At 60.0% G+C, this 21,850-nt stretch carries 17 protein-coding genes and 1 pseudogene; 15 read left to right on the forward strand and 3 right to left on the reverse strand.

Features of this window, described 5'->3' with window-relative positions; all coding sequences use genetic code 11:
* The first annotated feature begins 98 nt into the window (after positions 1–98).
* From A4R29_RS30420 to A4R29_RS30440, 5 genes are all read left to right on the forward strand, one after another.
* Positions 99–614, forward strand: a complete 516-nt coding sequence (locus tag A4R29_RS30420) for a hypothetical protein (RefSeq protein WP_127224577.1) — start codon at positions 99–101, stop codon at positions 612–614.
* A gap of 25 nt (positions 615–639) precedes the next feature.
* Complete coding sequence (locus tag A4R29_RS30425; protein WP_024505467.1) at positions 640–1,527, forward strand: N-acyl homoserine lactonase family protein; 888 nt, start codon at positions 640–642, stop codon at positions 1,525–1,527.
* Positions 1,528–1,569: 42 nt separating this feature from the next.
* Positions 1,570–2,616, forward strand: coding sequence for an ABC transporter permease (locus A4R29_RS30430; RefSeq protein WP_063170560.1), 1,047 nt, complete (start codon positions 1,570–1,572; stop codon positions 2,614–2,616).
* A gap of 84 nt (positions 2,617–2,700) precedes the next feature.
* A complete protein-coding gene (locus tag A4R29_RS30435; RefSeq protein ID WP_063170561.1) occupies positions 2,701–3,897 on the forward strand; it encodes a substrate-binding domain-containing protein in 1,197 nt (398 codons plus the stop codon).
* A gap of 83 nt (positions 3,898–3,980) precedes the next feature.
* Positions 3,981–6,533 (forward strand): ATP-binding cassette domain-containing protein, encoded by a 2,553-nt coding sequence (locus tag A4R29_RS30440; RefSeq protein WP_063170562.1) that lies wholly within the window; start codon positions 3,981–3,983, stop codon positions 6,531–6,533.
* A gap of 95 nt (positions 6,534–6,628) precedes the next feature.
* Here the strand turns inward: A4R29_RS30440 and A4R29_RS30445 are convergent, their stop codons facing one another.
* The 3 genes from A4R29_RS30445 to A4R29_RS30455 form a co-directional block, all read right to left on the reverse strand.
* Positions 6,629–7,615: an ABC transporter permease gene (locus tag A4R29_RS30445; RefSeq protein WP_158515814.1), complete on the reverse strand. Its 987-nt coding sequence runs from the start codon at positions 7,613–7,615 to the stop codon at positions 6,629–6,631.
* A gap of 14 nt (positions 7,616–7,629) precedes the next feature.
* Positions 7,630–9,117 (reverse strand): sugar ABC transporter ATP-binding protein, encoded by a 1,488-nt coding sequence (locus tag A4R29_RS30450; RefSeq protein WP_063170564.1) that lies wholly within the window; start codon positions 9,115–9,117, stop codon positions 7,630–7,632.
* A gap of 69 nt (positions 9,118–9,186) precedes the next feature.
* Positions 9,187–10,254 (reverse strand): ABC transporter substrate-binding protein, encoded by a 1,068-nt coding sequence (locus A4R29_RS30455; protein ID WP_063170565.1) that lies wholly within the window; start codon positions 10,252–10,254, stop codon positions 9,187–9,189.
* Positions 10,255–10,577: 323 nt separating this feature from the next.
* On the opposite strand from A4R29_RS30455, the pseudogene A4R29_RS35495 reads away from it, so the two are divergent.
* From A4R29_RS35495 to A4R29_RS30500, 10 genes and pseudogenes are all read left to right on the forward strand, one after another.
* A pseudogene (locus tag A4R29_RS35495) lies at positions 10,578–10,763 on the forward strand (DeoR family transcriptional regulator); the annotation flags it as partial.
* 144 nt (positions 10,764–10,907) lie between these two features.
* The gene (locus tag A4R29_RS35500; protein ID WP_338039911.1) at positions 10,908–11,450 is read left to right on the forward strand and encodes a DeoR/GlpR family DNA-binding transcription regulator; all 543 of its coding nucleotides are present in this window, start codon (positions 10,908–10,910) and stop codon (positions 11,448–11,450) included.
* Positions 11,437–12,531, forward strand: coding sequence for a four-carbon acid sugar kinase family protein (locus A4R29_RS30465; protein ID WP_063173876.1), 1,095 nt, complete (start codon positions 11,437–11,439; stop codon positions 12,529–12,531). The genes A4R29_RS35500 and A4R29_RS30465 overlap by 14 nt, the downstream gene beginning before the upstream one ends.
* Positions 12,532–12,758: 227 nt before the next feature.
* Positions 12,759–13,790, forward strand: coding sequence for a 4-hydroxythreonine-4-phosphate dehydrogenase PdxA (pdxA, locus tag A4R29_RS30470; protein WP_206616457.1), 1,032 nt, complete (start codon positions 12,759–12,761; stop codon positions 13,788–13,790).
* 41 nt (positions 13,791–13,831) lie between these two features.
* On the forward strand, positions 13,832–15,322 hold the full coding sequence (gene aldA / locus A4R29_RS30475; RefSeq protein ID WP_063173877.1) for an aldehyde dehydrogenase: 1,491 nt from the start codon (positions 13,832–13,834) through the stop codon (positions 15,320–15,322).
* Between the two features lie 128 nt (positions 15,323–15,450).
* Positions 15,451–16,542 carry a substrate-binding domain-containing protein gene (locus tag A4R29_RS30480; protein WP_161491089.1) on the forward strand — a complete coding sequence of 364 codons (1,092 nt, stop codon included), beginning with the start codon at positions 15,451–15,453 and terminating at the stop codon, positions 16,540–16,542.
* A gap of 63 nt (positions 16,543–16,605) precedes the next feature.
* Complete coding sequence (locus tag A4R29_RS30485; protein WP_063173879.1) at positions 16,606–18,189, forward strand: sugar ABC transporter ATP-binding protein; 1,584 nt, start codon at positions 16,606–16,608, stop codon at positions 18,187–18,189.
* Positions 18,186–19,133: an ABC transporter permease gene (locus A4R29_RS30490; protein WP_063173880.1), complete on the forward strand. Its 948-nt coding sequence runs from the start codon at positions 18,186–18,188 to the stop codon at positions 19,131–19,133. Before A4R29_RS30485 ends, A4R29_RS30490 begins: the two co-directional genes overlap by 4 nt.
* Before the next feature lie 63 nt (positions 19,134–19,196).
* Positions 19,197–20,819, forward strand: coding sequence for a sugar ABC transporter ATP-binding protein (locus A4R29_RS30495; RefSeq protein ID WP_082827606.1), 1,623 nt, complete (start codon positions 19,197–19,199; stop codon positions 20,817–20,819).
* Positions 20,816–21,832, forward strand: coding sequence for an ABC transporter permease (locus A4R29_RS30500; RefSeq protein WP_063173882.1), 1,017 nt, complete (start codon positions 20,816–20,818; stop codon positions 21,830–21,832). The genes A4R29_RS30495 and A4R29_RS30500 overlap by 4 nt, the downstream gene beginning before the upstream one ends.
* The last annotated feature ends 18 nt before the right edge of the window (positions 21,833–21,850 follow it).

A 21,850-nucleotide genomic window follows, 5' to 3' on the forward strand; every position in this document is an offset into this window, starting at 1 on the left:
CGATCAATTCCGGACAAGACGAGGCTCCGCTTGCGGGTGGGGCGGTGCTTCTAACGTTTCGTCGCGAATTTCCAGCGCCTTCTTCAGGGATCGAAGGCGTGCATCGTCCCACCTGCTCGATATGGGACACCCCCCGCGAGTACCAGCCCGATGCGTTGTTGAAGTCAGGGATCAAGGATGAAGCGGTTGCCTCCTACCTGTCAGACACCCGTCCGCTCTATGACGCCGCCAAGCGTTGCGTTGGCCAGCTTTCGGGAATCCTGCTTCTGCTCCAGACCGACAGCCTCGACCGCAACCGCAACGATCTCTTGCTGGCGTCGGTGACAAGGCAGTTGCGCGAGGCAACCGACCGGCTTGGTGCGGTGAAGGCGCCGCCGACAGCGGCCCGCCACCAAGCCGCGCTCGCCGATCTGCTAGTGCTTCTCGGCCGGATACTCTCGCGGCTTGATCGTCTTGCCGATCTCATTGATCCGGCAAGTCCCGATCTCGATGCCGTCGTTGACGCGCTTTTTTCCGCGCAGCGGTCGCTGCGGATGGTTTCGGAACCTTCCGCCGGACTGACCCCCGTGGATTTCACGGCGGCCTGCTGCAACTGCCGACCCGCGAAAAATTAATCGTCTGGATCAAGGGAGGAAACCGGTGTCACTCTATTCGATCTACGTCCTCGAATACGGCTACGTACCCGAATACCACAAGAGCGGCGTCATCTACGGCGCTCACAATGAAGGCTATGTCAAGCTGCCCTACTGCTACGCCGTCATCAAGGGAGACGGTTGGGCCGCGATGGTCGACGTCGGTTACAACGACCGCGACTACGGGAACTATCTTGGCACGCTGTTCAATGTCCAGAACTGGCGCGGACCGCGCGAGGTTCTTGCCGAAATCGGATTGACGCCGGAAGACATCAACGCGGTCTTTATCACGCACGCGCATTTCGATCATTTCGGCAATGTCGATGCATTTCCCAATGCCACCTTCTACGTCCAGAAGAAGGAGCTGCAGGAATGGATCTGGGCGATGTCGCTGCCGGATCGCATGCGCTGGATCCTGTCCGGCATCGATACGGCGGATATCCTGCGCGGTGTGCAGCTGGCGCGCGACAAGCGCCTCATTGCGGTCGATGGCGCCATGGAAAACGTATTCCCCGGCATCGATCTTCACGTCGCTTATGACAGCCACACCTTCGCATGCATGTGGGTGACGGTGCGCAATGATGGCAAGACGGATTCCCAGGACACCTGGGTGCTTGCCGGTGATCTTGTTTACCAGTTCGAGAACCTGAACGGCGCCTCCGAACAGCTCAAGATCGATGACATGTATCTCCCTGTCGGCCTGGCCACCGGCAGCCAGATCAATCTGATCATGGCCACCGAAGCCATGATGAAACAGGTCGGCCATGAGTCTCGACGGGTCATACCCGTTCACGAGTCGCGGCTCGAACAGACATTCCCGTCCCGGCTCTCCAGCCAGAAGCTGCGGATCAGCGAAATCTGTCTGGCCAGCGGAGCAAGATCCGCACTGCTTTAACCGACAAGTTCGATGCCGCGAATCCGCAGAAGGACAAGACACGTGGAAAATCCTTCAGAGAAGCCAAAGCCGGTCACGGCCTTAGGAGAAGGTGCATCCGGACCGAGCAGTTGGTTTGCCTCAGCTGGTGGGCCGACCGCGGGTATCGCGGCGGCAACGCTGGTCCTGTTCGTCTTCGGCGGCCTGATCGCCCCGCAGAGTCTTGGCACCGGAGCGATGAGCGGAATGCTTCCCTTTGCCGCGATCCTGGCCCTGGTCAGCCTGGGTCAGACACTCGTCATCCAGCAGGGCGGCATCGATCTGTCCGTGCCGGGGATGGTTTCGCTCAGCGCTGTCATCGTCTGTTACTTCTCGGAGAGCCAACCGAATGCCGAGGGCAGTGTCGTCCTGGCACTCTTTTACGCTTTCGCCGCGGCAGCTGTAGCGGGGCTGATCAGCGGCCTGCTCGTCAGCAAGGTTCGTGTTGCGCCGATCGTGGCCACAATCGGCATGAACGCGCTGCTCTATGGCATGAACGTCAAGATTTCGGGCGGCACACCGGTGTCGGTACCCGGGTCGATAGCGGCATTCGCCAACGGCAAGATATTTGGCATCACGCAGCTCGCCTATTTGGCAGTAGCGATGGCTATTGTCGTCATTTTCGTCGTCAAGGCGACGACCTTCGGGCGCAATTTCGAGGCTGTCGGCGCAAACAGCCGGGCGGCCCGCGCGGCGGGTATCGTCGCTGACCGCTACCAGATCGCCGCGTATGTGGGCGCGAGCCTGCTCTATTCGGCCGGCGGCATTCTGCTCGGCGGCCTTATGCAACTGCCAAGTCCGCAGCAGGGCGACAACTACCTGATGCCGTCGATCGCCGCGACGGTTCTGGGTGGAACCTCGCTGTTTGGCGGCAAGGGCAATCTGGCGGCAACCGTGATCGCCGCTCTCTTTCTCACACAGCTCCAGCAATTGGTGCTGACGACGGGCGCCAGCATCGGCGTTCAATACCTTTTTCAAGGTGCCGCGATCCTGGTCGGGGTCGGCATCTATGGTCTTAATTTTCGCAATCTCAAGCGTGCAATCAGCTTGAGGAACAGGTCGACCGCATGATGTCGGCGGCCAAGGGAATAAACAGTTTCAACGCTGTCCATCACGGCAGGTTGGAGAACAGCAACCAAACTTCGTTGGGAGGAAATGATGAAGTCTTATCTTGGATTAAACGTGATATCGGGCGCCGCGCTCGCCCTGTCGGCCTTTGCAACTGTCTCACCGCTGTCGGTCACACAAGCCGGCGCCGCGGATTGGTGCAAGGGCATCGCCGGCGGTGTCTTCTGCGCCGAACCGGCGGCGACACCACCGAGCTTTTGCGGAACGAAGGAGATTTCTGTCGCGCTGGCAGATGGCTTCGCCCAGAACCCCTGGCGGCAGATGACGACGGCCGCAGCGATCAACGAGGCCAGCCAGTGCCCGAACGTCACCGGCTGGGATCACACAGACGGGCAAGGTAACACCCAGAAGGCGATTTCCGACCTCAGCGGTCTCGCAGCGCGCGGCGTCAACGCCATTGTCGTGTTCCCCGATGCCGGCCCGGCCATGCTGCCGGCGATCCGCGACGCCTTCAAGCAGGGCAGCACCGTCGTGCCGTACCGAGCCCGTGTCGGTGGTGAGGAAGGCAAGGATTACAGCGTTTTCGTCGGCACGAACTTCCACCAGGACGGCGTCGACTGGGGAAAATGGATGGCGAAGGCCCTCCACGGCAAGGGAAATGTCGCCTATCTCGGCGGACCTGCCGGAACCAGCCAGAGCCGTGAGCGCGCCGATGGCATCCTCGAAGCGTTCAAGGACTATCCGGGCATCGTCCAGATCGGGCAGAAGCCGTTCGAAGTGACGAATTGGGATTCCAGCATGGTCGCCAAATCACTGGGCGCGCTGATTGCCCAGTATCCGCAGATCGACGGTGTCATCGCCGACCTCAGCATGGGCGTTGTCGCCTCGGGCGTCTTCGAACGCGCCGGTCGGCCGCTTCCGCTTATTGCCGGTGAAGACGCCAATGTGTTCGGCTGCACCTGGAAGAAGCTGCATGACGCCGACGCGAAGTCCACCTTCCAGTACACGACAAACAGCGCCGAGCAGTGGAACGTACGTCTGGCCGTACGCTGGGCGATCGCCGAGGCAGCCGGCGGCAAGATGGATCAGCCGCTCGTCATAACCGACCCCAACGGCACCAAGCATACGGTGGCCGAGGCCGGTGTGAAGGAAGTGACGAACTTCCAGCTCGAGGATTCGCTTGCCGGAACGGTTTTCTGCAATCCGAAGCTTCCTGAATCCGCTTCAAACGGCACCAGCCTGCCTGACGAACAGGTCCTGGCAGCCCTCAAGGGCGGTCTCTGATCTCGAGCCAAAAGGGGCGGGCTTCTGTCCGCCCCTTCATCTCCTCAAGCAGGATGATGGAAGTCACTTAGGAGGATCGACCCATGGCCACCGTCGAGCAGCTTCAGGCTGACAGGGCAACGCCGACCAGTACTGCGTTGGACAGCCCGTTGGGTTTGCGCATGCAAGGCGTGTGGAAGCGTTTCGGCAATGTCGTCGCCGTGAAGGACATCTCGTTTGACGCGCGATGTGGCGAGGTTCATGCGCTTCTGGGAGAAAATGGCGCAGGCAAGTCGACATTGATGGGCATTGCCTCCGGAAATTTGAGCTTCGATCAGGGTTCGATCGAAATATGCGGACAAACTGTAGATCGCTTGAGCGCGGCACAGGCGCAACGGCTCGGGCTCGCCATCGTGCATCAGCACCCGGCAGTGCTTCCTGATCTGACGGTGGCTGAAAACCTGCTGCTTGCAGTTCCAGCAGCGCTTCGAACGGATTATGCGAATGCCAATGACTGGGTAGTCGCCCAACTCCATCGTGTTGGCTCTGCCGTTCATCCCAAGACCCGGCTGTGTGATGTCGACATAGCACAAAGCCAACTGATAGAACTTGCCAAGGCGCTTGCGATCGACCCGAAGATCCTCATTCTTGACGAACCCACCGCGGCTTTGACAGCCGACCTTGTCGATATCCTGTTTCGCAACGTGCGCCAAGCCGCGGCTCGCGGCGCGGCGGTCATCTACATTTCGCATCGGCTGCAGGAAATCAGACAGATCGCAGACACTGTCACCGTCATGCGTGACGGAGAAGTGAAGGGATCGGCACCTGTGCGCGATGTCAGCGATGACCAGATCCTCAACCTCATTGTCGGACGCACCGTTACCAAGCAATTTCCGCCCAAATCATCCGGTGTCATGAGTGGCGCAAGTGTTCTTGAGGTCAAAGGGCTTTCGGGCGCTGATTTCGTAGACATCAACATGTCGGCGCGTGGCGGCGAGATCGTTGGTATCGCCGGCATTACCGGAAACGGCCAGAGCGACTTCCTGCGTTCGCTGGCAGGTCTTGGAAATGCCCGTGGAGCCGTCACTCTGGACGGGAAGACCGTGCCGCTCGGCAACCCGGGTGCCGCTCGTAGTGCCGGCATTATCTATCTGTCTCCCGACCGCCAGCATGAAGGCCTTTTTCCCAGTCTTTCCGTGCGCGAAAACGGTACCATCTCGGCCCTGTCACGTTTCGCGAACTTTGGCGTCGTGAACCGTTCGCTCGAACGGCGGCAAATGGAAGCCCAGCGAGTGGACCTGAACATTCGCGCGGCATCGATCGAGCAGAATGTCGCCACGCTGTCTGGCGGGAACCAGCAAAAGACGATCCTGTCACGAGCTCTCCTGGCAGAGGCTTCACTCGTGCTGGCAGAGGAGCCGACAGCCGGGGTTGACGTGGGTGCCCGCGCCGAAATCTATCGCATCCTGCGTGACGTCGCTTCGCGCGGGACATTGGTGGTTATCGTCTCATCCGATATCGTCGAGCTTGAGGGCCTATGCGACCGCGTGCTGGTCTTCTCCCGTGGGCACGTCGTGGGCGAACTCTCAGGCCAAGACGTCAATGAGGCCAATATCGGCCGGACCATGATAACGGCCACCACCCATCGCAAGACCGACCAGCAAGGACGAGACAGATCCGGCACTACGCGCTCTTGGCTGCGAATGGTTGCCGCCGGCGACTATGTTCCAAGCTTCGTGCTTGCCGGGCTAATCGTGTTGCTGGGCCTGGTAGCGTCTGGCCACAACATTCGTTTCGTCTCAGGCTTCAACATCGAGAAGATCCTGTTCCTTTCCGCAGCACTGGCGTTCGTCTCCTTTGGCCAGATGTGCGCAGTGTTCACCGGCAGGATCGATCTGTCGGTCGGACCGTTGATCGGCTTGAGCCTCGTCATCGCGTCATTCTTTTTGAATGAAGGTGCCGGCATGGGAACGATAATCGTTGGCGTGTTGGCCGTGTTTGGCGCCGCAGCCCTCGTCGGCCTGACCAGCGGGACCTTGGTTCGGTTCGGGAACTTCACCTCCGTCGCCGCGACGCTAGGGGTTTACATCATCATTCAGGGCATCTCGGTGTTGCTGCGGCCCTATCCCGATGGAGCCATCAGCGCCACCGTCATGGATACCATCAAAGCCACAATCGGTAGCATTCCGGTCGTGTTCATCGTCGCGTTGGTCCTGGCAATCATCCTCGAAGTCGGTTTGCGCTACAGCCGTTGGGGAATGAGCTTGCGCGCCGTTGGCTCTAACGAGAAGGCAGCGGCGCATATTGGTGTGCGCACAGGCTGGACCGTCGTCGGCGCGTTCATCGCCTGCAGCTTGCTCACAGCGCTTGGGGGCATGATGGTGGTGGCGCAGCTCGGCATCGGCGATCCCAATCAGGGCATCGAATACACGCTGGGCAGCATTGCCGCAGTGGTCCTCGGCGGAGCCAGTCTCTTTGGCGGACGCGGCAGTTTCATCGGCGTGCTGCTTGGCGCCGTCCTGATCCAGGAAGTCAATTCATCGATGGTTTTCCTGGGCCTGTCGCAAGCCTGGCAATATTGGTTCATCGGCCTGCTGACCCTGATCGCAGTGGCAGTCTATTCACAGGCCCGGTCAGCGTCCATCGAGAGGCCGTGAAACGAACTGCCGCAGACTGGATATACAACGTCGAGTGCGCGAAGATCCGCTAAGAAGGCGCAAGATCTCCCCCAACCGCATGTCGACGCTTCCGCTCACTTGATGATGCCGATCTTCTTGCGATCAATGGTCACGAATACGGCGCAGACCAAAACCGTACCCTTGACGATATTCTGAAGGTACGGATCGACACCGGCCATGTTCATGCCGTTGGAAAGCAGAGTGATGATCAAAACGCCCAGCATGGTACCGACAACACTGCCTACGCCTCCAGTCAATGGTGTTCCGCCGACGACCACCGCGGCTATGACGTCCAGTTCAAGCCCCTCCCCGAGTTGGGCGGTGGCGGCCATGGCGCGCGCGGCTTGTAGCAAGCCGGCAATGCCGCACAAGGCACCGAGAAGCACATACATATAGATTTTCACGCGCGCGACCTGAATGCCCGTTAGAATGGCGACACGTTCCCCACCGCCTATGGCGCGAACCTCGCGCCCGAACACCGTCCTGTTGATGATGCCATACGCGACAACCATTAGCACCAGGCCAATGATCACGGAGTGCGGAATGCCCAAAGTCCGATTGGTATAGACATCAAGGAATTGCTCATCCTCGATCGAGACAGGAGCGCCACGTGTAAAAAGCAGCACGATGCCGCGATAGACCACCATCGCTCCCATGGTTGCGATGAAGGACGGCACCTTGCCTTTGGCCAGGAGAACACCGTTGATCAATCCGGCAACAGCACCGACGGCAATGGCGGGAATGATCGCCGCGGCGCCAAGGCTGTCAGCTGTCAATGCGGCTGCCAATGCCGCGAGTGCAACAATTGAACCGACCGAAAGATCGATTGAACCGGCCATGATGACGAAGGTCATGCCGAGCGCAGCAACCAGCAGCACCGTGCCCTGTTGAAGCACGATGAGAAGGTTGCTGAAGGTCAGGAAGCGTGGCGAGGCCATCGAGAAGATCACAATGAGCAGGACGAGCATGGCAAGCGGAAAGCCGCGTTTGACGACTTCGAACTTGGCATTGACGCCGGGTTCCCTGGTTGCGTTCGGTGTCTTGGTGGCGATCGAGGTCACGTTCGTTTCCATGGTCAGGCCATATGTCCAATAATGTCATGCTCGGTGGCATCGGCTGCCGTCTCGATGCGATGCGTAATTTGTCCTTGCCGGAGCACCAGCAAGCGGTCCGACATACCGATCAGTTCGGGCATGTCTTCTGATGACAGGATCACGGCGAGGCCCTGCGCCGCCTTCTGCCTGACGAGGCGATAGATTTCCGTTCGGGCGCCGATATCGACCCCGCGTGTAGGATTGTTGAGCAGGAGCAAGCGCGGCTGGACAGCCAGGCATTTGCCGATCACCACCTTTTGCAAATTACCGCCCGAGAGCGAACGGCAGGACGAATCGACGCTTTGTGTCTTGATGCCGATCTGGGCGATCAGGTCACCCGCGATAGCAGTGGCAGCGGCGCGATCAAAGAACGGCCCATGATGCGGCGGGCGGGCCATCACCAGATTGTCGAGGATACTGAAGTCGGCGATCAGGCCCTCATTGTGACGGTCACCCGGCAGGTAGGCGACGCCCTGTCCCCAGGCGAAAGTCGGACTCGACGGCGCATAAGAACCACCCGCAAGCTTCATCGAGCCACCACGCAAGGGCAAGTCGCCGCAAATGGCTGCGAACAGCGCCTCGGCGCCAGCGCCCTTCAATCCGGCAAGGCCGAGGATTTCGCCGGCATGCACATCCAGGCTGACGCCGCCGAGTTCTCGCCCAACGGCGACCTCGGAGGCTTCGAAGACAACAGGCTTGCCTGGATCTCCCGGCGGCCGCGGCGGATAGATGCTTCTGGCGAGCTCGCGCCCCACCATGCGGCGATGAATTTCATTCGGCTCGATCTCGGTCGTGCGATAGGTTCCGACATATTGCCCGTCTTTCAGGATCGTCAATTCATCCGCGACCGCAAGCACCTCGTCGAGATGATGAGACACGAAGGCGACGGTCATCCCCTGCCCCTTGAGTTCGCTGATGACGCGAAGGACAGCCTGAACCTCTCGATGATCGAGATAGGCGGTGGATTCGTCCAGAAGCAGGATTTTCGGATTTGTAGACAGCGCTCGAGCGATCTCGATGCATTTCAGCTCGCCGAGATTGAGGCGGCCTGTATCGGCAGAGACTGATATTTGCGCGCCGATCCGTTCCAGGATCGCTTGCGACGCGGCTTCCATACGTCTGCGATCGATAAAGCCGAGGGGGCCGGCGAACTGCCGCAGGCGATCGATGAAGATGTTTTCGGCAACAGTCAGCGAACGGTTGATCGTGATTTCCTGGTATACAAGCGATACGCCAAGGGCCGCCGCACCGATGACGCTTGGTGGTGCATAGCTTGCGTCATCCAACGTCATGACGCCGCTGTCAGGCCGCTCTGCGCCCGCAAGCATACGCAAGGTCGTCGATTTGCCGGCCCCGTTTTCGCCGACGATGGCGTGAACCATGCCGGGCCGAAGCACTACGGATACGCCGACCACGGCACGTGTCTGGCCGTAGCTTTTGCGCAGGTCGCTCGCAGCAAGTGTCATCATTGACTACGCCCAAATGCCAGGCAGGGCCTGCCTGCAACCGTGGGATTGCGGGCAGGTCCAATCGGACGTTCAGTTGCTATACTGCATCTCGAACACGGCCGGCTTGGCGTCCTTGTTGTAGAAGCGCGAGTGCTGCCGGAAATCATATGTCGGCACGCCGCCGGGAAAGTCCTTCTCGAACTGCGCAACGCGATCCTTGGTCAGCGGCAGCAGCTTCAGCTTGACATTGTCGGCGCCGGCGGGAACCGGAATACCCTTGATCTGATCGAAAAGGGCGACAAGGGCGAAGCCGCCCTGAAGCCAATGACCGCCAATATCGAAAAGCAGGTCGCCGGACTTTACCGCATCGACATTCTCGGGGTTGAGATCCATTCCGACGACCATAACGTCCTTGCCGGGCGCTTTCCCATGGTTCTTGAGCGCAGCCATCACGCCGGTCGCGGTGCCGCCATTCGCGGCCCAGACGCCGGTGATGTCCGGGTTGCCCTGGAAGAGGGATTCAAATGCGGTCTGTGACGTATCACGGACGAAATTGCCATCGACTTCGCCGGCGACGCGCACATCGGGCGCTTCCTTGAGAGCGTCTTCCAGCCCCTTGCGGCGATCAATGGCGACCGAGGTGCCGGCGGTGCCGTTCACCACGCCGATCACTTTCTTGCCATCAGGCCCCGGCTTGATGGCGGCGAACAGCGCCTTGGCCATTTGGTATCCGGCGTCCTCATCGCTCGGCCCGATAAAGGCAATGTAATTCGGGAAACGCTCGGTTTGAGGCGAAAAATCCGGATAACTGTCGGTGAGGATGACCGGTATCTCGGCTTCCTTGGCCAAGGTAAGCCCGCGAGCGGCAGTGGCCCAATAGGGCGTGAAAACAATGCCGTCGACCTTCTGGGCCACCAGGTCCTCAAGCGACTTGACCATCTGGTCAGGCTTGTTGTCGGCATTGAGGACAACGAGCTTCACACCAAGCTCATCCGCTCCCTTCTTCATGAAAGCGACATAGCTATTCCAGAATTGCGCATCCAGGGTCGGCACGACAACGCCGACCGTGGGTTCATCGGCAGCTAGGGCCGCCGTTGACAAGAAGGCCGCGGCAGCGGCGCCGACAAGGGCCGATTTCAGCTTCGACAAGAAAGACATGGTTCCTCCAACCCGGTTCGCGACAGAGCCCAAGCGCTCTGAATCGCTGACTTTAATTCCCATTTTTTTGACAAGAACTGCGCACTTGTCAGTGCCAATTGACGAGGATTGACGGTCATCGCTTATCACATATGGTCAAAATCAGTCAAAATAATTCTAACAAGGCCAAAAGCGATAGGAATTCGCTCATCGCCATGACAAACCAGTGGGCTCGCCGAATGAATTCGTGATATTCGCGATGCTGGGCTCGCCATGATTCCGGCGAGCGTGTTGCTGCACTGTGCGGAGATACGAACGTGGCAAGGAATGTTCGAAAATCAACGGTGGAAGATACCGGGCCCTCAGCGTCCGCCGGGTCATGGGAAGACGATGGCGGGCGTGGACGGGTCGATCTAATTCCGGCCAAGCGCCATGCTTTCATTCTCGAATGCCTCAAACGGGAAGGAACCGTCGGCGTTCAGGAACTCATCGATCTCATCGGCGCGTCACCTTCGACCATACGGCGCGACCTCGAGACGCTTGAACGGCAGGGAGCATTGGAGCGAACGCATGGCGGAGCGATGCTTCAACGCACGGAACTCGCCACCTTCGAGCCAGATCTCGCCACTGCCGCACACTTCGCCAGGGCTGAGAAGGAGGCCATAGGCGCAGCCATGATGTCGGAACTTCGCCCCGGGCAGAGTGTCATTTTCGACGCAAGCACGACTGTTCTGGAAGTCGCCCGCGCCATCGCCGCCGCGCCCATTTCGCTTACGGCCGTCACCAACAGTCTCGCGATCGCGCAGATACTTGCAACCGTGCCGGGAGTACGCCTCGTCATGCTTGGAGGCACCTGCAAGCCGGGTTCTCTAACTCTGGTTGGCCAGCCTGGCGAGAATTTCCTGCGTACCATCCACGCCGATGTGGCAATTCTGGGCACTCACGCCATCACCGGGGACATGCTCACGGAGACCTCGCTCGAGGTCGCGGCGATGAAGCAGGCGATGATCGCCGCGGCGCGACGGGTGGTCGTGCTTGCCGACAATTCCAAATTCACCACTCCGAATTTCTGCACCATCTGCCGCCTGGCCGACATCCACCAGATCATTACCGATGACGGCATCGATCAGGCCAACCTCAGCAATCTTCGGACGCTCGATGTGAACGTCCGCGTCGTGCGCGTCAGCCGTTCGGGTTCTTCAATTGAGCGCTCTTGAGACTGTCGATATCCGGATCATCGCGGACGACCTGACCGGCGCTCTGGACAGCGCGGTTTGCTTCGCCTCGCCAGGCCAAGGTGTCGGCGTGAGCTGGCAACTGGATCGTAGGCTCTCGGGCCGTTCGGCAGTCGATATCGCCACACGTGAGGGCGCCGAGACAACGGCCGTCGCCAGACACTTGAAGTTCGCGCCATGGCTGGCCGCCGGACAGCTGAGCTTCAAGAAGATCGACAGCCTTTTGCGCGGTCACGTCATTGCCGAAATAGAAGCCTGCATCGTCGAAGGTGCGTACCAGCGGGTTGTACTGGCGCCCGCGTTCCCCTTTCAGGGCCGTGTTACACGCCTTGGGCGTCAATGGCGGCTCGATCGGCCCGAAATGGTCGGTCCCGACATCCTCGCCGGCCTCGGTCGGCGCTTTTCCTCTGGCCGGTCGGTACCGGGCACGCGGCCGGTTCATTTCCTCACACTCTACGACGCCGAAACGGACAAGGACCTGGACGAAATCGTTGCAACGGCGAGCGCGCCGCAGACACTCTGGGTTGGTACGGGCGGCCTGGCTGCCGCGCTGGCGCGACACCTGAGCATACCACACAAGCCTGTTCCGGCACTGCCCGCCCCGTTCCTGGGCCTTATCGGCACAAATCACGAAGTCACGGCGGGACAGGTGGCCTCGTTTGCCACCAAGCATGCTGATGGGCATATCGTTGTGGAACGCGACATCGACAAAGCGAAAAGGGATCTGGCAAAACGGATCATGCGAGGTGCGCCGTCGGTTGTCACTGTGGTTGCATCGGGTGATCGCCACGCGATTGCAGATCATATCGGCAAGGTGTTTGCGTCGCTTCTTGACGGTTTGCCAAAGCCCGGAACGCTGCTCGTCACTGGCGGCGAAACATTGCGATCGGTGTGCTCCAGCCTCGGCGTCGTCGAACTCACGGTCGAGAGCGAGATTGAGCCGGGGCTTCCGATCTCCAGAATCAAAGGCGGCGTTTTCGAGGCGCTAGCCACAATTTCCAAATCTGGCGCGTTCGGCGACAGTGCCCTCTTCTGCAGGCTCGCGACTCTCGCGCGTCGCTAATCAAGACGATCGTCCGCAAGAGCATCGGTCGGGTCCATTCCTGCCGGTCAAATGACGTCAAGCGATCTTTCAGCAGCCGGCTACACGGGGACTGCTCCCACAGAGAGGTGGGAAAACAGGCGGATTTCACCGTGCGGCTGATTACGAATGACTGCAAAAGAAAACTATTGCGCATCTCTGGTTACAAGGATTAGAAGATGATCACAATTGACCGATTAGAGGCGTTCATGTCTGGTCCAAGACTCGGCATCACAATGGGTGATCCTGCGGGGATCGGCCCCGAGATCATCGCAAAGGCATGCGCACGGCTGAAACCGCGTCTTGCCGACGGATCGTTGTCCCTTCTCATCATCGGCAGCGTCGCCGCCATGCGTGCAATGGAGTCGATTTCCGGGCGCATTGAGGAGGAACAACCGTCAGCTTCGGCCGCGGGGGTTTTTCCGCCGCTAGCCATTCTCGAAGCCGGCCCCGAACGCACACCTATCGAGACAGGCGTCTTGTCGGCGGAAGGCGGGCGCCTCGCCTATCTGGCGATCGAAAAGGCCGTTCGCCTGGCGCAGGCCGGTTCAATTGCGGGCATCGTTACGGCTCCCCTCAACAAGGAGGCGCTCAATCTGGCCGGCTATCATTATGCCGGTCACACCGACATGCTGGCAGAACTCACAGGCGCCCGCGATTCCGTGATGATGCTCGCCCATGGCGATTTTCGCGTCAGCCATGTCTCGACCCATGTAGCGCTGGCCCAGGTTCCGTCGAAACTGACCGAACCTCGGTTGCGGCGGGTTATCCAGCTGACGGTCGAGGCGTTGCGCGGCCTCGGCATTGCCCATCCCCGCATTGCGATCGCCGCGCTCAACCCGCACGCCGGCGAAGGCGGCATTTTCGGCCGTGAGGATATCGACATCACGACCCCGGTCGTCGCCTCCTACACGTCCGCCGATTTTGCGGTGTTTGGGCCTGTTCCGGGCGATACGGTTTTCGTCAAGTTGCGCGCCCGCCAGTATGACGCGGTGGTCGCGATGTATCACGATCAGGGCCATGTCCCGGTGAAACTGCTCGGCTTCAACATCGATCCCGCGACCGGTGAGTGGAAAGCGCTCTCTGGTGTCAATGTCACGCTCGGCCTTCCGATCATCCGCACCTCTGTCGACCACGGCACGGCCTTCGACATCGCCGGCAAGGGCATCGCCAATGAGGACAGTTTGGTCGAAGCGATCGAGTTCGCGGTCCAGATGGCCGCGGCGAAATCCAACCCTTAGGCGTCGGCACGCCTGCAACGCACGCGGAAGCGGATTGAACCATGGCAGCAGAAGACAAGAAATCCTATCTCATGTTGATCGACGGGAAGTTTGTCACCGGCGAAGCCGGCACGCGTTCGGTGATCAATCCGGCCAATGGCAAGGCCTTTGTCGACGTGCCCGAGGCAAGCCCGGATCAGGCTCGCCAGGCGATAGAGGCCGCCCGTAAGGCGCAGAAGGCTTGGGGGCTCAAAGCGCCTCTTGCCCGTGCGGCGATCATGAAGCGGATCGCGGTCTTGATCCGGCAGAACGCCCGACATCTGGCCGAGGTGGTGGTCAGGGAACAAGGCAAACCGATCAATGAAGCAATAGGTGAAGTCGGCGGCGCGGCCGAGTTCTTCGATTACTACGCCGAGTTTGCCCGTCGCATTCAAGGTGAAATCCTGCCATCCGACTACGCGGGAGAGCAGGTCTGGATACAGCGTGTGCCGGTAGGCGTCGTCGCCGCCATCATTCCGTGGAATTACCCGAGCGCCCTGGTCAGCCGAAAGGTGGCGCCCGCCATGATCGCCGGCGACACCATCGTCCTGAAACCGCATGAAGACACGCCACTTTCGGCGCTCGAAATGGCTCGCATCTTTGTCGAAGCGGGCGTGCCAGCCGGCGTCGTGAACATCATAACGGGACGAGGTGAAACCATAGGCGAAGTGCTCTGCACGGAACCCGGCGTCGACCTCATCACCATGACCGGAAGCGTACCGACCGGCAAGCGCATCATGGCGAATGCTTCGCGCAATCTGACACCTGTTTCGCTGGAGCTTGGCGGCAAAGCGCCATTCATCGTCTTGGCTGATGCCGATCTCGACCTGGCGGTTCGTTCCGCAGCCACGTCGCGCTACATGAATTGCGGACAGGTCTGCATATGCAACGAACGCACGCTCGTTCACCGTTCGATTTACGATCAATTCGTCACACGCTTTGTGGAGTTCTCCAAGTCGCTCGTCGTCGGTGATCCGATGCAGGCAAATACCGATATCGGCCCGAAAGTCAGTCTTGAAGAGTTGGAAAAGGTCGAGGCGGTCCTTGCGGAAGCCGTAGCGGGCGGCGCGAGGCTTGCTCTCGCCGGCGGACGCCCGACCAAGGCGCCCATCGATGGCGGCTACTGGCTCAATCCGACCGTACTGACAGATGTGACGCCCGACATGCCGATCATGACGCGCGAAATCTTCGGCCCGGTCGTGCCGATCATGCCCTTCGACTCCTTCGAGGAGGCTGTCAGCATCACCAATACCAGCAACTATGGCCTGTCGGCCTATCTTTTCACCAATGATCTGGGCCGCGTCATGAACGCCGTCAACGAGGTTTCGTTCGGTGAGATCTACGTGAACCGGATCGGACCGGAAATGCTGCAGGGTTTCCATGTCGGCTTCCGTGAAAGCGGACTGGGCGGTGACGACGGCGTGCATGGGCTCGAGAGCTACATGCGCAAAAAGACTGTCTACGTGAACTATTCGGGTGCCGCCACAGCGGCATTGATGCCTTACGGGCGCTGAACAGCGCCCAACCAGTACGACCAGCCAGGTCGCCACCCGGCCGCTACGGCCGTTTCATATGATCGGGAGGAAATGAAATGCACTATCGTGGATTTATGGCGGCCGCTTTGGCCTTGACGCTATCGGGATTGGCCGCATCATCGGCGCGCGCCGATGACACCATTCCACCGGAAGCAAAAGCTCTGCTCGAGCCGCTTCCCCTGTCGCCGCGGGGCCAACCCGTCCCAGGCTTCCCGGACGGTCCGCCGGCGGTTTCACCAGACGTACTGAAATTCTCCGATGAGGACCTTGCCAAGCTCAAGGCGGGAAAGTTTACCGCTGGACTGGTGATGCACACCATGGATGCCGGCTGGCCTCAGTTGCAGGTCGCCGGAATCAGCAACACCCTCAAGGACCTCGGTATCGAAGTCGTCGGAACCACCGACGCCAAGTTCCAACCGGGCCAGCAAATCAGCGATCTGGAGCAGATGACCGCCCGCAAGCCGGACGTGATCTTCTCGATTCCGATCGATCCGAAATCTGAGTCCGAGGCCTACAAGAAGGCGGCGGCAGCCGGCATCAAGCTGGTTTTCATGGACAACGTCCCGGTCGATATGGCGCCGGGCAAGGACTATGTGACCGTTGTCGCCTCCGACAACGAGAAGAACGCCTATTTCGCCGCGCAGGAACTTGTCGGGGCGATTGGTGGCAAGGGTGAGGTCGGCATCATCACGCTGGTTTATGACTATTACTACTCCGTCGCGGCCCGCAAGGTCGGTGCCTTGAAGGCGTTCGGCGAACATCCCGATATCAAGGTCGCGGATGTCGGTACCTTCACGGCGCCAGAGAAGGCCTACGAGGTTGCCACCGCAATGTTGACGGCGCATCCTGACATGAAGGGTATTTTCGTTGCCTGGGACACGCCCGCCCAGCAAGTCGTGGCCGCGGCAAAGACACTCGGCCGCGATATCGTCGTTACCACGAATGACATTGCCGCGGACAGTGCTCTGAACGTTGCACGTGGCGAATTCCTGGCCGTAGGCGCGCAGCGTCCCTACGACCAAGGCGTCGCCGAGGCCAAGGCAGCCGCGCTTGCATTGCTTGGACATAACGTCCCGCCATACATCTCGGTGCCGACGTTGCGCGTCAAGAAACTCGACCTTCTCAGTGCCCTCAAGGAGGTCACCAAGGAAGATGCTCCCGCCTCGGTGGTGAAAATCTGCAACGGCGAATGCTTCTAGCCACTTTTCGTCGGTGGGCCCCAGCGGTCCGCCGACGCTCCCCAAGCGATCGAGAAAATCGTCATGGCCGAAGCGAAAACTTCAACGTCTCAGAACGCGATCGTAGCGATGCAACGCATCAGCAAGTCGTTTGGCGCGAACCGCGTGCTGTCTGATATTTCGTTCGAGGTCATGGCCGGTGAAACGCACGCGCTGCTCGGCGAGAACGGTGCGGGCAAATCGACGCTCATGAAGATTCTCATGGGAGCCTATCGAACGGATGAAGGCCACATTCTGTTCGCCGGAGAGGACGTCACCAGCTTGTCGCTTCGCGAGAGGATCGATCGCGGTATTGCAATGATCTTCCAGGAACTGAGCGTCTTGCCTAACCGATCGGTTGCCGAAAACCTCTTCGTCCTTCGCGAGCCCCTCTCCTTTGGCCGGCGTATCAACAGCAGAAAAATGGTTCGTGATGCCCAGGCTCTGATCGAGCGGTACGCCTTCTCGCTTGATGCTTTCGCGCGCGTGGGCGATCTGGCCTTCGCCCAACGGCAGATGGTCGAGATCCTCAAGGCGATCTCGCGGGGCGCCAAGCTGCTCGTCATGGATGAGCCGACTTCATCTCTGACCATCCACGAGGAAGAAACGCTTTTTCGCACCATAGGTCAGCTGAAGCAAAACGGGATCGGTATCGTCTACATCAGCCATCGCATGGCCGATGTGCTGCGGCTTTCGGATCGCATCTCGATCATCAAGGATGGCCGACTGGTTGGCCCACTTGATCCGAGCAAGACATCCATCGAGGATATCGCTGCGATGATGTCGCGGCCGAGGGGCGACGCGCCTTTGCCGACCGCAGCGGCGCGCACAAAACGCCGCCCGGCAACGTCGGTCGGGGCGCCGGCGCTTGAGGTCCGCGATCTAGCCACGTCGCGCAAGCTGTCCGACATATCGTTCTCGATCGATCCAGGCGAGATCGTCGGACTTGCCGGGCTCGTCGGCAGCGGCCGCTCGACCTTGGGCAAGGCCTTGTTCGGTATCGTTCCGGATGTATCCGGCCACATCACCGTCGCAGGCGAATCCGTTCGGCTGGGCAGCGTCAGCGGGGCCATCACTGCTGGGGTCGCGCTTGTTCCAGAAGACCGCCGGCTCGAAGGGCTTGTTGGCGGGCGCTCAATCGAGGAGAATCTTGCGCTTCCCCGTCTTTCCGATTTCTCGCTCGCGGGTCCCTTTGGACCGATGGCGAAGGCGCGAATAGCGGCTCTGTTCAGACAATACCGCGACGACCTAAATATCCTGTGCCGCGGTCCCTTACAAAGAGCCCAGGAGCTTTCAGGCGGCAATCAGCAGAAGATCGTCTTCGCAAAATGGCTGGCAATGAAACCGAAGCTGTTGATCCTCGATGAGCCAACTTCCGGCGTCGATGTCAACGCCAAGCGCGATATGCGCGAGCTTGTGCGCCGCACGGCAGGCGATGGCGTCGCCGTGCTGCTCATTTCTTCGGAACTCGAAGAACTTTTGGATTTGTCCGATCGCATTCTGGTGATGGCGCAGGGCCGGATAACGCGCAGCATGGGCAGCGCGCACGACGAGACCGGGCTTCGCGCGTTGCTGCAGGCCGAGGCCGCCAGACAGACCAGCGTACGCGCTCAGGGAGTTGCAGCATGAAACCGTCCTCGATGCCGATGCGCGCAAGTGCGATGAATTTTTTCCGCGATCACATCACCTATGTGATCTTCCTGGCTATCACCCTCTATTTCGTCTTGTTCGCCCCCCACCTTGCGTCGGTCTCAACCGCAAGCGCCGTTCTGCGCATCACAGCCATCGTCTCCGTGATGGCGATCGGCATGACGTTCGTCATCATCTGCGGCGAAATCGACCTGTCGGTCGGGTCGGTTGCCAGCTTTTCAGGTATGATCGGAGCATTGCTGCTCGATCAAAGTGTCCCGGCCTATGTCGCCGCCCTTCTGGTGTTGGGCGCCGGGGCCTCGATCGGCGCGGTGTCGGGCGTGCTTGTTACAAAACTGCGCATTCCATCGTTTCTCGTAACGCTTGGGATGTTGTCCATCTTTTCCGGCTTGGCACTGACCATCACCGGCACCCGGCCCGTGTCGATCGTCGATGATGATTTTTCGAATCTGTTCTGGAACGGTAGTTTTCTGGGCATGCAGGCTCCTATCTGGTGGACGATCGTTCTTACGGCCGTCGGCTACTACCTGCTGCATCAAATGCCCTACGGCAGGCGTGTTTATGCGACCGGTGGAAATGCTGTTGCCGCGCGCTTTTCCGGTGTGCGCACGGACGGCGTCAAAATCTTCGCCTTTGCGATATCCGGCATGACCGCGTCCCTTGCGGGCCTGATGCTCGCGGCCCGCTCCACAGCTGGCAATCCCAGCCTGGGAGCGGGCCTTGAACTGGACGTGATCGCGGCCGTGATCATAGGCGGGACAAGTCTCTTTGGCGGTTATGGATCAATCGTCGGTTCCGTCGTCGGGGCAATCTTCATAGGCATTCTCGGATTTGGTCTTCTCGTGCTCGGTCTATCGACCAGCATCCAGGAGGTCATCAAGGGAGCCATCATCATCATTGCGGTCTCATTGAACCGCCGTTGAAAGCAGCAGCCCGGCATGAAATCGGAAGATATGCGGCTCCGCAATTAAAGGGTCGATGATCTGTTGATCACAGCGCATTTCGATGAAATAGTAGAAAGAGAACGTTCTCACTGCGTGTTTTGGGATGGAAGAGGGCGTTTTGGAGGAAATCTGTTGAGTGTGTCGCCGCCACGATTGCAGGCCGTTGCCGTTACCAAATCCTACGGCGCGACCACAGCATTGGAAAATGTGTCGCTGGATCTGGCGGCGGGCGAAGTCCATGCGGTGCTCGGCGAAAACGGCGCCGGCAAATCCACGCTGGTCAAGATCCTCAGCGGTGTGATTGCGCCAAACAGCGGTCAGATGCGTCTCGACGGTGCGGTCTATGCGCCGCATTCGATCCTGCATGCGCGACAAGCAGGCGTCGCCACGGCTTTCCAGGAATTGAGTCTCGCGCCCAACTTGACCGTTGCCGAAGCGCTGCTGCTGCCCGCCATGAAGCGCGGGGCGTTCGGCCTGGTCTCTCCCTACCAGACAGCGCGAGCCGCAGCTGAAATCCTGCATCGCTATCGTTTGGATGACGTCTCGCCGATCGCCGGCATCGCCAGCCTGTCGCTCGCCCACAGGCAGCGGCTCGAGATCGCCCGAGCCATGCACTATGCCGAAAAGGTTCTTATCCTTGACGAGCCTACGGCAGCATTGACCGATGTCGAATGGCTGTTCGATCTGGTTCGCAGCACGACTGCGGCCGGGACCGCCGTCCTCTATATTTCACACCGCCTGGCCGAGGTGCGCACCTTGTGCAAGCAGGCAACGGTGCTGCGAAACGGCCGTTCCGTGGCAAGCGTCGGACTATCGGACGCCAGCGATGCCGATATTTTCGAGCTGATGGTCGGCCGCACGGAGAAGGCGCACGGGCGCCGCGCCCACTCGTTCGCTCGCGAGACGCGTTCCGTGCTCGAACTGAACAATGTCACCGGCGCAAAGCTCAAGGGCGTCACACTCGACGTGAAAGAGGGCGAGATCGTCGGCATCGCCGCTTTGGAAGGCCAAGGCCAGCGCGAACTTTTCCGCACCCTTGTCGGCCTGGATAAAGCGACGTCGGGACAAATCCTGGTCGAAGGAAAGCCCGTACAACCAAAGAGCCCGCGTCATGCCATCGCGGCCGGACTGAGCTTCCTTCCCGAGGAACGCAAGGTGGAAGGGATATTCTCGACACTGTCGACGGCAGCAAACATCGTGCTGCCCGTCATCCAGAACATCAGCCGGACCGGTTTTGTCTGGCCCGCGCTGGAACGGCACAGTGCCGCACGGGCATCCGAAGGGGTCGAACTCAATCCTCGCTATCTCGATTTTCGTATCGCCGACCTCTCCGGAGGCAATCAGCAGAAGGCATTGCTTGCGCGTGCGATGTTTACGGGCGCGCGTACATTGCTTCTCTACGATCCGACCCGAGGCGTCGATGTCGGTACCAAGCAGGCTATCTACGCGGCCATTCGGGCCTTCGCCGACAGGGGTGGATCGGTGCTTCTCTATTCATCGGAACTTACAGAACTGACGCGTCTGGCCGACCGCTGTCTGGTGCTCTACGGCGCACGAATTTTCGAGCAGTTCACGGGCGAAGCCATCGAAGAGCGTGCGCTCGTCGCAGCCCTTACCGGTCATTCCCGAGACCCCGCAAAATCAAAGCGCGAGGCCGCGGCATGAGCATTCTTGCAACCAAGGCGGCAGCCACCTCTCACCGCCTCGCCCCGTCAATGCCGGCAAGGGCAAAAGCCTTACTGGCCAGCGGCACCGGCATCATCATCGTTCTCTACATCATCCTGTATGGCCTGTATTCCATATGGGATCCTACCGCGCTGACCGCCGACACAGTGCTCAACCTGACGAACAATGCCGTTCCCCTTGCGATCGCGGCGGCGGGTCAGACGTTGATCGTGCTGTCCAGAGGCTTCGACCTTTCCGTCGCCGGCGTCATCTCGCTAACCAATGTCATCATGGCGGCTTATCCGCTGGACGGCCCGTTGGGGGCAGTCGAAAGCCTTGCCATCTGCCTGGCGATCGGGGGCGTGGTCGGCCTGGTAAACGGTTTCCTGGTCGCTGTGCTGCGTCTCCAGTCGATCGCCGCCACGCTGGCGACGATGATCATCTGCCAGGGCCTTTCATTGGTGATCCTCGACGCGCCGGGAGGCACGGTCGCGGATTTCATCTCCTATGATCTCACCGACGTGCTTTTCGGCGTGATCCCGATCTCGGGGCTCTTCGTCGCGGCCGTTGTCGTTCTCTGGATGATTTGCCGACGCACGGCGTTCGGCACAGGCCTTTATGTCGTGGGGGCTGATGAAACAGCTGCGCATCTGTCAGGCATCAATGTCAAACGCGTCCGAATTCTAAGCTTTGTTATCGGTGGCATGCTCTACGGCCTCGCGGGTTTCATGCTCAGCGCTCAAACTGCGACAGGAAATCCCAACGCAGGCGCCTCTTTCCTGATGCTGACCTTCGCTGCCGTGGCGCTCGGCGGCACGTCGCTGAGCGGTGGGCGCGGCAGTGTCATCGCCAGCATCATCGGCGCCGCCACGCTCATGTTGCTGCAGAAGGTGCTGTTCGCCGGCGGCGTGTCGTCCTTCTACACCGGCATTTTCCAGGGCGTGGTGCTCGTGCAGGCGGTGGTGTTTGGAAATGTCGTGACGCATTTTGTTGAACGAAGAGGTGCAACGTGACCGAAGCGCACCCTCCCG

Origin of the sequence: Mesorhizobium ciceri biovar biserrulae (assembly GCF_001618845.1) — a bacterium.
GTDB classification, from domain to species: domain Bacteria; phylum Pseudomonadota; class Alphaproteobacteria; order Rhizobiales; family Rhizobiaceae; genus Mesorhizobium; species Mesorhizobium ciceri.

Bases quoted from the DNA above. Each gene is read 5' to 3' on its own strand.
- aldA (WP_063173877.1), top strand. From the start codon at position 13,832: ATGGCAGCAGAAGACAAGAAATCCTATCTCATGTTGATCGACGGGAAG.
- A4R29_RS35500 (WP_338039911.1), top strand. From the start codon at position 10,908: ATGATGTCGGAACTTCGCCCCGGGCAGAGTGTCATTTTCGACGCAAGC.
- A4R29_RS30490 (WP_063173880.1), top strand. From the start codon at position 18,186: ATGAAACCGTCCTCGATGCCGATGCGCGCAAGTGCGATGAATTTTTTC.
- A4R29_RS30435 (WP_063170561.1), top strand. From the start codon at position 2,701: ATGATGAAGTCTTATCTTGGATTAAACGTGATATCGGGCGCCGCGCTC.
- A4R29_RS30450 (WP_063170564.1), bottom strand. From the start codon at position 9,117: ATGATGACACTTGCTGCGAGCGACCTGCGCAAAAGCTACGGCCAGACA.
- A4R29_RS30440 (WP_063170562.1), top strand. From the start codon at position 3,981: ATGGCCACCGTCGAGCAGCTTCAGGCTGACAGGGCAACGCCGACCAGT.
- A4R29_RS30485 (WP_063173879.1), top strand. From the start codon at position 16,606: ATGGCCGAAGCGAAAACTTCAACGTCTCAGAACGCGATCGTAGCGATG.
- A4R29_RS30500 (WP_063173882.1), top strand. From the start codon at position 20,816: ATGAGCATTCTTGCAACCAAGGCGGCAGCCACCTCTCACCGCCTCGCC.
- pdxA (WP_206616457.1), top strand. From the start codon at position 12,759: ATGTCTGGTCCAAGACTCGGCATCACAATGGGTGATCCTGCGGGGATC.
- A4R29_RS30455 (WP_063170565.1), bottom strand. From the start codon at position 10,254: ATGTCTTTCTTGTCGAAGCTGAAATCGGCCCTTGTCGGCGCCGCTGCC.